This window comes from Wolbachia endosymbiont (group A) of Rhinocyllus conicus (genome assembly GCF_947250775.1).
In the GTDB taxonomy this organism is placed as follows: domain Bacteria; phylum Pseudomonadota; class Alphaproteobacteria; order Rickettsiales; family Anaplasmataceae; genus Wolbachia.
The window spans coordinates 962202-975082 of the sequence record NZ_OX366349.1 but is presented as its reverse complement, the minus strand read 5'-3'; the positions used below and the strand labels follow the sequence as shown (position 1 = coordinate 975082).

Annotated in this window: 13 protein-coding genes and 1 tRNA gene; 6 read left to right on the top strand and 8 right to left on the bottom strand. The window is 35.3% G+C overall.

Annotation, left to right across the window (positions count from 1 at the left end; all coding sequences use genetic code 11):
- Positions 1–489: 489 nt before the first annotated feature.
- On the bottom strand, positions 490–1512 hold the full coding sequence (locus OOK92_RS04900; protein ID WP_264735408.1) for a DNA-methyltransferase: 1023 nt from the start codon (positions 1510–1512) through the stop codon (positions 490–492).
- A gap of 55 nt (positions 1513–1567) precedes the next feature.
- On the opposite strand from OOK92_RS04900, the gene OOK92_RS04895 reads away from it, so the two are divergent.
- Positions 1568–2287, top strand: a complete 720-nt coding sequence (locus tag OOK92_RS04895; RefSeq protein ID WP_264735407.1) for a helix-turn-helix domain-containing protein — start codon at positions 1568–1570, stop codon at positions 2285–2287.
- A gap of 28 nt (positions 2288–2315) precedes the next feature.
- Here OOK92_RS04895 and OOK92_RS04890 read toward each other — a convergent pair whose 3' ends face one another.
- The 5 genes from OOK92_RS04890 to OOK92_RS04870 form a co-directional block, all read right to left on the bottom strand.
- The gene (locus tag OOK92_RS04890; RefSeq protein WP_264735406.1) at positions 2316–2465 is read right to left on the bottom strand and encodes a hypothetical protein; all 150 of its coding nucleotides are present in this window, start codon (positions 2463–2465) and stop codon (positions 2316–2318) included.
- 35 nt (positions 2466–2500) lie between these two features.
- Positions 2501–3503, bottom strand: a protein-coding gene (locus OOK92_RS04885; protein WP_264735405.1) for an IS630 family transposase whose coding sequence is annotated in 2 segments (ribosomal slippage) — positions 2501–2992 and positions 2994–3503 — 1002 coding nt in all. Because the reading frame shifts where the segments join, the coding sequence is not laid out codon by codon here.
- Between the two features lie 522 nt (positions 3504–4025).
- Positions 4026–4619 carry a pyridoxamine 5'-phosphate oxidase gene (gene pdxH, locus OOK92_RS04880; protein WP_264735404.1) on the bottom strand — a complete coding sequence of 198 codons (594 nt, stop codon included), beginning with the start codon at positions 4617–4619 and terminating at the stop codon, positions 4026–4028.
- Between the two features lie 16 nt (positions 4620–4635).
- The gene (mutM, locus tag OOK92_RS04875) at positions 4636–5451 is read right to left on the bottom strand and encodes a bifunctional DNA-formamidopyrimidine glycosylase/DNA-(apurinic or apyrimidinic site) lyase (RefSeq protein ID WP_253309550.1); all 816 of its coding nucleotides are present in this window, start codon (positions 5449–5451) and stop codon (positions 4636–4638) included.
- Positions 5452–5468: 17 nt separating this feature from the next.
- Positions 5469–5690: a hypothetical protein gene (locus OOK92_RS04870; protein WP_264735403.1), complete on the bottom strand. Its 222-nt coding sequence runs from the start codon at positions 5688–5690 to the stop codon at positions 5469–5471.
- Positions 5691–5709: 19 nt separating this feature from the next.
- Between OOK92_RS04870 and OOK92_RS04865 the strand changes: the two genes are divergently transcribed.
- A tRNA-Thr gene (locus OOK92_RS04865) sits at positions 5710–5782 on the top strand.
- A gap of 53 nt (positions 5783–5835) precedes the next feature.
- Here OOK92_RS04865 and OOK92_RS04860 read toward each other — a convergent pair.
- Together OOK92_RS04860 and OOK92_RS04855 are read right to left on the bottom strand one after the other, a co-directional pair.
- Complete coding sequence (locus OOK92_RS04860) at positions 5836–7362, bottom strand: acyl-CoA carboxylase subunit beta (protein WP_264735402.1); 1527 nt, start codon at positions 7360–7362, stop codon at positions 5836–5838.
- Positions 7363–7469: 107 nt separating this feature from the next.
- Positions 7470–8576 carry a hypothetical protein gene (locus OOK92_RS04855; protein ID WP_264735401.1) on the bottom strand — a complete coding sequence of 369 codons (1107 nt, stop codon included), beginning with the start codon at positions 8574–8576 and terminating at the stop codon, positions 7470–7472.
- 134 nt (positions 8577–8710) lie between these two features.
- Here OOK92_RS04855 and der point away from each other — a divergent pair, with 134 nt between their 5' ends.
- The 4 genes from der (at position 8711) to OOK92_RS04835 (ending at position 12750) form a co-directional block, all read left to right on the top strand.
- Positions 8711–10036 (top strand): ribosome biogenesis GTPase Der, encoded by a 1326-nt coding sequence (gene der, locus OOK92_RS04850; protein ID WP_264735400.1) that lies wholly within the window; start codon positions 8711–8713, stop codon positions 10034–10036.
- Positions 10033–10563, top strand: coding sequence for a disulfide bond formation protein B (locus tag OOK92_RS04845; protein ID WP_264735399.1), 531 nt, complete (start codon positions 10033–10035; stop codon positions 10561–10563). The genes der and OOK92_RS04845 overlap by 4 nt, the downstream gene beginning before the upstream one ends.
- Positions 10538–11080, top strand: a complete 543-nt coding sequence (locus OOK92_RS04840; RefSeq protein WP_264735398.1) for a demethoxyubiquinone hydroxylase family protein — start codon at positions 10538–10540, stop codon at positions 11078–11080. The genes OOK92_RS04845 and OOK92_RS04840 overlap by 26 nt, the downstream gene beginning before the upstream one ends.
- A gap of 170 nt (positions 11081–11250) precedes the next feature.
- Positions 11251–12750: a collagen-like triple helix repeat-containing protein gene (locus tag OOK92_RS04835; RefSeq protein ID WP_264735397.1), complete on the top strand. Its 1500-nt coding sequence runs from the start codon at positions 11251–11253 to the stop codon at positions 12748–12750.
- Positions 12751–12881 lie beyond the last annotated feature (131 nt).

Sequence of the window (12881 nt, the reverse complement as noted above, 5' to 3'; positions counted from 1 at the left end):
GGGCTTCTTTTGCCTTTTTTTTCATTTGGTAAATTTCTTAATGTTTGTAGCTAAAGTAATTTAGGCCTACCGACAACCGTCATCCCTGTAAAGGTCAAGTATCCCGCTACTTGTTAGCGGATGAGATACCGCGAATGAATCGCGGTATGACGTAGGACTACTGTCATCCCGCTGCTTGTTAGCAGGATCTATGTTGAGAGATACCGCGAATGAATCGCGGTATGACGGTGTAGATAGTATCCCGCTACGTGTAGCGGGATCTCTTGTTAGCGCCGCGGCGGTATGACGGTTCGTGGCGGCATGAAGATAATCCCGCTGCTTGTTAGCGGGATCTAGAGATACCGCGAATGAATCGCAGTATGACGTAGGGAAACCTTGCTTAGGTCAGCTATAGTGACGCTAATGTGGAAAGTGTTGAGGATAGGCAACAAAAATGCTTATATAAAAAATTATTGCTAAAAACGGGAAAACCATGAACAAAGAGCATAACTAAACTACTAATGACTGCTGAGTGAACTTAAGATCCAATACAGACTGCTTAGCCTTTAACACTTGCTCTTCACCATGAACAATGCGTTGATAAATAGTTTCTTTTGAGCATTCTTTTTTTAAGAACCTAAAAGCAGATGCAGCAAGATATTCTCTATTTTCTTCAAATGCTAACCAGTAACGGTTTTCTTGCTCACATACAAAACCTGTTGTGTTAGAACCAGCAAAAATATCTAAAACAACATCTCCCGGTTGTGTTAGAAACCGAATAAAAAATTGAGGTAATTTAGCAGGGAATCGAGCTGGATGCTCTTCTACACCTAGTTCTTTACATGCAGCAAGATACTGGCTGTTAGATTCTGAATTGGGAATCTGCAAAAGATTTGATGGAATAGCTCCTCCATTATCTTTACCAAAGCTACTACCAATATTATGTCCTGATGGTCGTTCTTTTGGAGTATAATAAGCCTTTGGGTTCTCGATAAGTTTTTTCATGCGGCCACTGTATTCCACTAGCACCTTTGTGACATCTGCTTTAGGCCACTCAGTTTTGCTGAACCACCATACTGTATTAACAGAATCTTTTGCTCTGATTTTTCTCTTATTTACCCATTCAATTGGACTTGGCAACTTAGAAGGATTATACCAATAGAAATCTTCTGCAAGGAAGAAGCCTATGTCATCACAGAAATGTATAAGCACTCTAAAATTATATAAACTTCTGGATGGCACGCCTTTTTCATAAGCCCCACCTAGATCAAGTACAAAACTGCCTGTATCTTTGAGTTTGCTATGTACTAATTTTGCAAATTGACTAAGCCAGGCAACATATTCGGCTTGGGATTCATTTCCGTATTCTTTTTTTCTTTGCAAAGCAAACGGTGGACTGGTGATTACGAGATCTAAGCTATTATCTGGTAATTGCGGCAATAGGTTAAGAGAGTCTCCACAATATGCAGCTCCCCTGTCTGTAGTATATGTGGGTTTATTATTAAATTTAAATTTTTCCAATATATGTGCCATATGAAAGATACTTATAGTCTGTAGACTTATAATTGTCAACTATTATCTTACAAAGATGACAAAAATAAAAAAACAATCTTTGCGGTTACTTCTTTCCCAGAATATACGAAAGATAAGAAATATAAAAGGGCTTTCCCAAGAAACTCTTGCTGATTTATGTGAATTACACAGAACATATATAGGCTCCGTTGAACGTGGTGAGAGAAATATCTCTATAGATAATGTTGAGCGCATAGCAGATGCCCTTGGTGTTGAACCTACTGCACTTCTAAATCAGGATCAAGACAGAAAATGTCTGAAAGATATATTTCCTCATATACGGAAGTATCAGGAGTTTGCTGTTAAGCATGGTATAAATGATATCTTTCAGGATAACGGCGGGAAAATCCTACAAGTCTTATTACTAACTGGACTCACTATTCTTCCAGCACGCGAGGGAAATGATGCCATTGATGAGTATGGTAATGAATATGAGCTTAAATCAGTAAATGCTCTTCTTACAAAAAGCTTTTCTACTCATCATCATATGAATCCGACAATAATTGCAAAATACCGAAAGGTGGATTGGATATTTGCTATTTACGAAGGAATAGAGCTGAAAGAAATATATAAATTAACGCCGCAAGACCTTGAGCCATATTATATTACATGGGAAAAGAAATGGCATGACACCGGTGGTAAAGACATCAATAATCCCAAAATTCCTTTAAAATACGTCAGAGATAAAGGTAAGCTTCTTTATCATTGTGATGAAAGAGTATGTGACCGCCACTAACTTCCTTCGTATCTGTTCAGGTGCATGGCTAATGTACAAATACTGAAACAAAAATTCCAGTGTTCCCTTTCTTGTCATCCCAGTGCCCAGACACTGGGATCCAGCTTTTGATCGAAAATGTTGTATAGTGTGCCTGTTTACAGTCAATTTTTCTGGATCCCAGTGGGCTTTGTTGCATCGCTACTTATGAAAGGCTAATACCAAATTCCATTACTAATCGAACAAATAAGAAACATTACAAACTCGTTTAATAGTAGTGCTGGAAATACTGACAATAAAATTACACACAACATCTTCAAGTAAGCCTATGGTATCGTAGACTCTGTTGCGTAAAGTATTGTGTTTGATATATTGCCACAACCTCTCAACAGGATTCAGTTCAGGTGAATAAGGAGGCAAGTATATAATGGTAATGTTTTCCTGAAATTTCAAACTTTTTGATCTATGCCAACTTGCACAATCCATTACAAGAAAGGCTTCTTTCGTGCCTAAATCTTTCGACATCTGCTCCAGAAATATATTCATACAATCAGTGTTTACATATGGAGCAAGTAGGCTAATTTCCTTACCGCTTCTTGGATTTACCGCACTGTAGATATAGAAATTTTGTCTACCGATTTTTATTTTAACCTGCGTTCTGATCCCTTTTTTGAACCATCCGTGTCCGATTTTTGAATGAGTTCCAAATCGTGATTCATCAAAAAAATACCTCCTTTTCAGGGTGGGAATTGACTATTTTATTGAAGTATTTTTTAAACTCTTCTTGCTTGTTTTTATCTTGTTTATGGTGCATTGGCCTTGGTGTTATGTAAGAAAATTTCATCCTTTGTATCTCACGGTGCACTGTTGATTTACCGATGTTTAGGTCAAATTCCTCTGAGATTTTTATTCGCACTTCCTTAATAGTAATATTTGGATTTTTTTCTACCCATATTTCAATTTGCTTACGTTGATTTTTGTTTAATTTGCTTTTTCTTCGCCGCTGAGACGGGGCAAATAGTTTTTCTACTCTACCAAATTTTAGATGCTTTATCCATTCAGTCAAAGCAGTCCTTGAAATTTTACATATTCTTGCTACAGCGCTTATACTACTTTCTTTTCCTGCTATTACCGCTTGTAACTTTTTTGAAACATATGCATTATTTCTGACCTTTTTTAACATTTCTTTCGCCAAATTTACAACTTTTTCGTCTAATAGTTTTGACCTTAATGCCATTTAAACCTCGCTATTTCACTTACTTTAGTATAGCTTTTTTTCCATTATCTTCTATCTGTTCTTTGTATAGTGGGAATTGGTATAACTATAGCTAGGATTATAAGCAACCTATTGAAAATCTTGTTTTTTTGCAATCAATCTGATCAAATTTAAGAATAGTAATTTATTATTTATATTAATAAACTTAATTCTATTGAAAATAGCTAAAGCATTGAAATTCTTGAATTTTAGCCGGATTAGTGAGTGGTAGTGAAATTTCTTTTACTCAAATTTAGGTATTCACTGACCGTTCTTGTTATAAATACCAGAATAATAAGCTACTGATATTCTCCATCTTTTTTATCTTTAATCCATCATAGCTAGCGATGCAACAAAGCCATCCCAGTGTCTGGGCACTGGGATGACACCATTTATTGTAAGCTCACATTTACTCTATGACTATCTTTTTAGAGCACTTTGTCTACCTATTTTGCCACTCTGCTGAACGGATACCTTCCTTCAGCTTTCCAATAACGAATGTAGCTAGGGATACAATTGTTCCACTTTCCAATTGCTTTCTTTAATAAGAGTATATCTAAACCTAGTGTGTCTCCTATATTCACCTTCTTGCCAAAATTCAATTACTTTTGGGATTACGCAAAATCCCACCCAAAAGTTAGGACGAGAAACTTGTGTATTGTAAAATTCTTTCTCCTTCAATTTTATAGCTTGCTCAAAATCTTGCCAATCTTTCAGAATGCTCGATTGTTTTGAGCACCATGCGCTAATTTGACTATCGCGCGCTCGAGAAGAGAAGTATTTGTCAGTTCTTTCATCGTTTAGAAGTTTAACATCTCCTTCAATTCGCACTTGCCTAGCAAATTCTATCCAGTGAAACACTAATGCAGCTTTAGGGTTCTCGGTCAATTCTTTTCCTTTTCTACTATTTATGTTAGTGAAGAACACAAAACCTTCTTTGCTGTATTCCTTTAGTAATACTACTCTTGCAGATGGAATGCAGTCTTTGCTACAAGTTGCTAGCGTCATTGCAGTTGGTTGTTTACACGGAGAATTAAGTACTTCTTCATACCACTTTGAAAACAAGTTAATCGGATCTTTTTCAGGTAAAAATGTCATATTCAAAAATAAAATCTTAATTCTGACATACGTTGCAGAAATAAGTGCTACGGCCATTTTGTCGTATAAGTGTTATGATATTGTTGCAGATTTTGCAAGGTTTTTGAACTTTACCATATACGTAAAAGTTATTTTGAAAGTATCCAGCAGATCCAGATGGCTGTGCATAATCTTTCAGTGTTGAACCGCCTGCAGCAATTGCATCACTCAGAGTATTTTTTATTTCAGCAGCAAGTTTTTCGCACTCTCTATAGGTCAAGTCTTTTGCTGACCTGAGTGGTGATATGCGGGCTCTAAACAAACTTTCAGAAGCATATATATTGCCTACGCCAACTATTAATTTATTGTCCATTAATGCTGATTTGATATTCACTTTTTTGTTTTTCAGCAACTCCTGTAAATAGTCTCCACTGAATTCATCCGTGAGGGGCTCTATTCCAAAACCATCAAAAAAATTTATTTCTTGTTCTTTGCTTAAAATAATAACTAATCCAAATCTTCTTGGATCATTAAAGATTATTGAAGTATTATCGGAAAATAAAAATACCACGTGATCGTGCTTATTCCGCACTTGATCATGGTCAGCATATATAAGCTTTCCGCTCATGCCAAGATGTATGATTACAGCCATACTACCATCTGTATTCCAGATCGTATACTTACCTCTACGCTTGATGTTGCGTATGACTTTGCCCTTTAGCATATCATCAATATTTTTTGTTATTGGGGCACGTAAATTCCAATTATTAACTATAACATTACTAATTTGCTTGTTTTTAATTTTATCAAGCAAGAAGTTAGAGATTACTTCTACTTCTGGTAGTTCTGGCATGATACCTCCTTCAAAACTTAAGTTTCTGATGGTAATTTTGTCGTTAAAGCTTCCTCAAATACGTTTGGGTATTCTGCGGCGCTTCTTCCTAAAAATTCCTCACCACAAACAAATTTTGAAAGGGGTCTGCTTTGTCTACTCTGTTGCTGCTTTTTTCTTTTCAAAATATTTTGCTTTAAAGCTTTCGCTAATCTTTTTTTCTCCTCTTCTTTTTCCTTATTCCTTTTTGTATTATTCATTATCATAATATATAAACTTGCCGTTGTAGCTCAGGTGGTAGAGTACGTCATTGGTAATGACGAGGTCCCAAGTTCGAGTCTTGGTAACGGCACACTGATTACACTTATAATATTGCATAACTTGCAAGCAAGGCCTAAAAGAAAGTTACAGAGGTAAGTTGTCATGCTTTTTCCATATCCTTTCTACTTTCTTGTTTTTGAATAGCTCTAATGCTTTGTGAAAGTGATGCCTTGTTTTACTTGGCACTATAATGTCATCAATGTATCCATGTGATGCAGCAAAAAATGGATTAGCAAATTTCTCTTTATATTCTTTGATTAACGTTTGCTGATCTTTTTCATGCCTAAATATAATTTCAACTGCACTTTCAGGGCCCATTACAGCTATTTCAGCAGTTGGCCAAGCATAATTTATGTCACCTTTTAAATGTTTCGAGTTCATAACGATATATGCACCACCATATGCTTTTCTAGTGATAAGGCTAATTTTCGGCACAGTCGCTTCAGCGTAAGCGTAAAGCAACTTTGCTCCGTGTTGTATTATATTATTGTATTCTTGATTTGTACCAGGTAAAAACCCCGGAACATCAATAAGTGTGATGATCGGAATGTTAAATGCGTCACAGAATCTTACAAACCTTGCAGCTTTTCTTGAAGAATCAATATCCAAACATCCTGCAAGGTGCATAGGTTGATTTGCAACAATACCAACAGTATTTCCTCCAATTCTACTAAAACCAATTATAATATTACGAGCAAAATCAGGTTTTAGTTCAAAGAATTTCTTCTCATCACAAACTTTTTCAATGAGTTCATACATATCATAAGGAGTGTTAGGATTGGTAGGAACTAGAGTGTTTAAGGATTCATCAATCTCATTAACATCATTACAGGTTGGTACAGATTTCGGTGGTTCTTGATTATTTGCTGGTAAAAAGGTAAGGAATTCACGCATTTTGAGTAGCATCTCAACATCATTATTGAATGCAAAATCTGCCACTCCTGTTTTGCTTGTATGAATTTTTGCTCCACCGAGGTCTTCGAAACTTACATCTTCATAGGTAACCTTTTTTACTACATCTGGTCCGGTTATAAACATGTATGAACTATTCTTTACCATGAAAGTAAAGTCAGTTAATGCTGGAGAATAAACAGCCCCTCCTGCACATGGACCCATAATTAAAGAGATTTGTGGTATAACGCCCGATGCATTTACGTTTCTTTGGAAAATTTCTCCATAACCAGCAAGAGAATTTACTCCTTCTTGAATTCTGGCTCCACCAGAATCATTTAGTCCGATAATTGGAACCCTGGCATTAATTGCCATATCCATAATTTTGCATATTTTTTTTGCATGTGATGCACCAAGTGATCCACCAAAGACAGTAAAATCTTGCGAGTAAACGAAAACTTTTCTGCCATAAATAGTACCATGACCAATCACTACTCCATCACCTAAAAAATTAGCATTTTGCATGCCAAAATCAGTTGCGTGATGCTTCACGAATTTATCGTATTCTTCGAACGAATTTTCATCGAGTAATACACTGAGCCTTTCTCTAGCAGTTAATTTCCCTTTTTCGTGTTGTTTATTGATTCTGTTAGAACCGCCTCCTTTTTCAGCTTCTAGTGCTTTGGTTTTTAGATTTTCTAGTATTTCAAAGTCTTGCATACAATAAAGTAGTTTTCAAATTAGTTGTAGACTTTATTAAGTTTACAAACCCTATTAACTATACACATACACTATTGCTATATGCAACAGTGTATGTATGATAATTGTTAATGCGCTGGTAATTCCTGGCCACTACTTTGAGAATGTTGTGGTTGACTAACGTTTTCTAGAACAGAAGAAGGTAAACTAACTTTACTGCTTTTCGTTTGTGCAAAACTTTTAGCAGCTTCAACAACCTTGCTTATACTAGGTTCTTTTTCTAGCTCTTTTAGGTACTTTGAGAAGATTTCACAACTTTTATCATCCATCTGTACTGTTATTGCACCAAAAGTTAATGTATTATCTTTTATAGAAGATAAAGTCATTTCAATTTTTTCATCATCACCCACTTTAAAGATCATTTTTACTTTGCCTTTCATATCACGATATTGCCCATTTCGTGTCCGAATTATATTATCTCCTTCTCCCATTAGCAATGCACCATATTCTAAATCCTTAAATTCCGGAGAATTCATAAACTTTGCAGGAGTGATCACACTTTCTTCTGGACATTTTACACAATAAAATTTATTATCTCTTTCTACTACAATTCCTTCTTTTTTGTCATTTTCAATACTGTCACACACAGCTTTCTCTAGGCTCAATAAGTAGCTGTTACGCTTTTCTTCTAGAGCCGAATCTATTGGTATATTGTTGCAACACAAGTCCAAGATTTCTTTACTCACATACGTGCCTGTTGAAATTAAATCAGTTATCTTTGAGCAAAGAGAATCCAACTTTTCTTTTTCACTATTTTCAAGGCTTAAATTTTGTCTTTTGATTAGGTCTATATTTTTTATCAAGTGCCCTATCAGTGATATTTCTTTTGCTGCTCGTTCTTTTTCTTCATTAGATAGTATACCATGCACCAAACCATACGGCATACCAAACATAATTTGCTCCTGATATGCAAGCTTTACAATTTCTAGTAATTCGTCAACCATTTTTCCCGCAGTCTGACTATCAGAAAGCACTTTATATTTTTCTTCTATATCTTCTACTTGCTTTAGGATCTTTTTCCGCTTCTCTCTCTCAATTTTTTTATATACTGTCCTACTTAATAGGAATTCACCCGTCTTTTCTGGACGCTTTATATCTTTATATGAATGGTTTTGTGACCCTTGTTGTTCTAATTTTCCATTACCTACACTTTCTATTTGCTCTAGCCCTAACATAACTCTTCCATTTCACATAATAAAGTTAAGATAAAATATCTTGACTTGAGAATATTGATATAACCTACAAAGTCAATAGTTAAATTGCAAGATTTCGGTTATAATTTACTGTGTATAGAAGGTGCTCTTAAATTATGCTAAAAATCGCTATAGTAGGCCTACCAAATGCTGGTAAATCAACTCTTTTTAATAGATTGGTGGGAAGAAAAGCAGCGGTGGTCAGCAATATTCCAGGGGTTACACGAGATAGAAGAGAAGGAATAGGCAGAATTAGCGATTTAGAGTTTAAAGTTATAGATACAGGAGGATGGAACGACCAAACTAATTTTTCACTACAAGTTATTGAACAAATAAAATTTTCTCTATTGAGTGCAGATATAATTTTCTTTCTTGTTGATGCAAAAGTGCAAAATGAGCAAAACAAAGAATTTGCAAAGTGGCTGAAGAGAAAAATAAATAAACCTGTAATCCTCATAGCAAATAAATGTGAGAGTCATAAATCCGAAAATGTTGATTATTTGCAGTTTTTTGATTTTCTTGGCCCGGTGTATATCTCTGCCGAACATAATCTTGGTATGGTTGATCTTTATGATGTATTAGCTGGTGTTATTGAAAATTTGAACGAAAACACTGATCTATTGGGCAGTGAGTCCAGTAAACTTAGAATTGCAATCATCGGTCGCCCAAATGTCGGAAAATCAACTTTTTTAAACAGCCTACTTACAGAAAACAGAGTAATAGTGAATTCAGAGCCAGGCACCACACGTGATTCTGTAGATATTGTATATGATCATAATGGGGAGCTAATTACTCTCATTGATACTGCAGGAATCCGCAGAAAGGCGAATGTTATAGATGACTTAGAATCAAGATTTGTTGAAAAAAGCTTAGAATCAATCAAGCGCTCTCATGTGGTAGTTTTAATGCTAGACTCCCTAGTTGGTATTGAGCAGCAGGATTTATCAATTGGTGAAGCTGCAATTAAGGGAGGGAAAGGGATTATTGTTGTTTTAAATAAGTGGGATTTAATAGGTAAGGATGACAGAAGTAAGTTAATAAAATTTGTCAAACAACAGGAAGTGACTCGGTTATTCTTGGAAGTGCCAACTGTAACAATTTCTGCATTGAAAGGCATGCGCTGCGGCGATGTGATAGATAAGTGTCTTGAAGTGAGTGAATCTTTGAACAAGAAAGTCAGCACTGCAAAACTGAATAAGTGGCTAATTGATGCTTTAGATAGGCACTCTCACCCGCTTGTAAAAGGTAAAGCAGTTAAAATGAAGTATATCGCTCAAATTGGTACTAAACCTCCAGCTTTTTCTTTGATATGTAACATACCTGAAAGTGTTGATGAAAGTTATAAACGCTATTTAATTAATGATCTTAGAAAAAATTTCTTCGTAGATGGTGTGCCAGTCAGATTACTTTTGAAAAAAAATAAAAATCCCTATGCAAAATGAATACTCTGCTTTATACTTTCAGGGGTCTTTATAATAATTTACTTAAAGTCGTGTGTAATAACTCCAGAATTCCTACAATCTTTCTGCTATCAAGTGCTTTTGCTCTAATTTTTGCATATGTGCTAGAATATTTTTTCAACATGCTGCCATGCAAGTTATGTACATACGAGCGGGTAGTTTACTATGTTGCAGGGTTACTTGCAGTAGTATGCATGCTTAAAGACAACAAAATTCTAATCTATGCAATGTTTTGCAGCTACCTCATAGGTGCAGTAATATCTTTTTATCATGTAGGCCTTGAACTCCACTTATTTCATGACATTTTAGGATGCACAGAGCAAGCAAGTGGTAACGTTAGTATAGAAGAGCTCAGAAATAATCTACTAAACCCTAATTACTCTCCATCTTGTGACAGACCTCATTATGTTCTAGGTGTTTCCTTAGCAACATGGAATTTAATTTATCTCATAGCAGCTCTGTTCGTATCAGGTAAGGTGTATTGTGGAGAAAGAAAGAAATCTAAATAATTTAAGGTACAGCAACAATCAGTTCTTGCAACAGGCAATTAGAGTAAATCATGCTGGGGAATATGGAGCTATTTGCATTTATTCTGGTCAAAAATTTATTCTTAAAAAATCTTCTATAATCAATGAAATAATTGAAATGGAAGAGCAGGAAAAAAAGCATTTTCACTATTTTAATGAGAAAATCAAAGAGCAAAAAGTTCGTCCTACTGTTTTGTCGCCAGTTTGGCGTGTTTTAGGAGTGTCACTTGGCGTTGCAACTGCCATTATGGGCAAAAAAGCTGCTATGGCTTGCACTGCTGCAGTTGAAGAAGTTATAGGGGAGCACTACAAAGAGCAAGTTTCACATTTAGAAGATGGGGAATTAAGAGAAACTATAAGTAAATTCCGCGATGAGGAGCTAGAACACAGAGATATTGCAATTCAGCACAATGCTGAAAGCGCATTTGGCTACAACATTTTATCTTCATTCATAAAAACAGGCTGCAAAACTGCTATTTACTTGTCCAAGTTAATTTAACTAAGCAGCTTTCTTAAAGTGTTTTTAATGTTATGATGACAACAGAAACCAGGAAGAAATTCAAGTGTAACAATTATTTTATAACTATATTTACATATCACCATTATTAATCAATAATTAGTGTTTGTAAATTAACTGTGTCTAAAACATAGACCACAAAGGAAGGGAAAATGCGTTTTAAACTAGAAAAGGAAGATGCCCCAGGTAAAGACTGTAGTAACGCAGCTCGTTATGTGATAACTACTAAAGTAAGAGTAAATAGCGAAACAACAGTTAGTCTACCTACTACATCTTACGTTATTATTGATGAGCCTAGAGGTGAGCGCCTTATTGTGATTGACCATATCTGTAGAACAGAAAAGGTGCTGAATAGTTCATTGCAAGGACTACAACTAAAGCTAGAAAAAGTAGGAGATGACAACAAGTTAGCTTTGGTTACTGACTCAGGTGAATATTACTATTATTACCATGATGGCAATATTATTAATATAGCTACTATTGATTTTATACCTCAATCCCGCAAGAATGGTGAATATGTTCATGTATATGATTATGATACACGTTCTATAAAATTTAAACCACTTGAAAGTAGTAAGGTTTTAATAGATCCAAAAGATGTAATAAGTAGTAAAAATATGAGTCTTATTGGCAGTAGACTTGATATACGAACTGGAGACAATGTTTTTAAAGAATCACAATATGAATACAAATTTTATAAGAGCGTTGAAATACATAACTCCACTGGTAGTAAGGTTGGTATGTTGAATAATGTTGTTCCAATATTCGATAGGAGAAGTGATGATTTCAAATTATCTCCTTTTCATGAAATAAAGAGATTGAATGTGAAAAATAGCTATTTCGCAACAGAAAAGTTAGGCAGCAATTATGTTGGTTGCATATCGGATGAAAATGGCGAATGCAAAAACTTCTATTCGTTAAACCCTAATTCTTTTGGGTATAAATACGATCATAACTTAGATTTATATCCTTATTATTATAACTTAGAAAATTTTGGTAACTTTTTGGAGGTTGATGTGGTGAATACTAGAGAATTTGAAGACTTAAAAGCAGAAGTTCAACATTTAAAAGAGCAAATTAAGCAATTAAGACATACAGAACAAGTAGAAGGAATGCCTAGACTTCCAGGTTATCGAGGTCCTCCAGGTTATCGAGGTCCTCCAGGTGATAAAGGTCTAAGAGGTCATGAAGGTTTTCCAGGTGAAAAAGGTAGACAGGGCGAGCCTGGGTCGCCAGGCTTTAGAGATCATTCAGGTCTTCCAGGTGGAAAAGGTTTTCCAGGTCAAAAAGGTGAGAGAGGTATTGACGGTTTTCCAGGTCCTAAAGGTGAGCCAGGTTATGGTTGGCCAGGTCCAAAGGGTGAGAAAGGTGTTCCAGGCATTAAAGGTGAAAAAGGTAATCCTGGAATGGATGCAAAGCCCGAGAATGTGGCAGCTATTTTATTATCAAGTGAACTAGAAAGATTCGGAAAAGCGCTGTTTAATACACCTATAACTGAATTAAAAGGTAAAACACTTAATAACTATGTTACTCAAGACCTGCCGAAGGAAATTGCAAATAATAAAAACTTAAAAAAAAGTATAAAGGGTGAAAAGGGCGATCAAGGATTAAGAGGAGATACCGTTTTTATTGTCAACAAATTATTTAGCTAAAAAGAATAAAAAATAACAAAAAGTTTTAATTTAGGCTGATACCTTATACACAGTTACACCAATTTTTTACTGTGCCTTCTTAGTGAGAGGCAGTGCATCAGTTATACGTTCAGCGAATCTATCTCTTATAA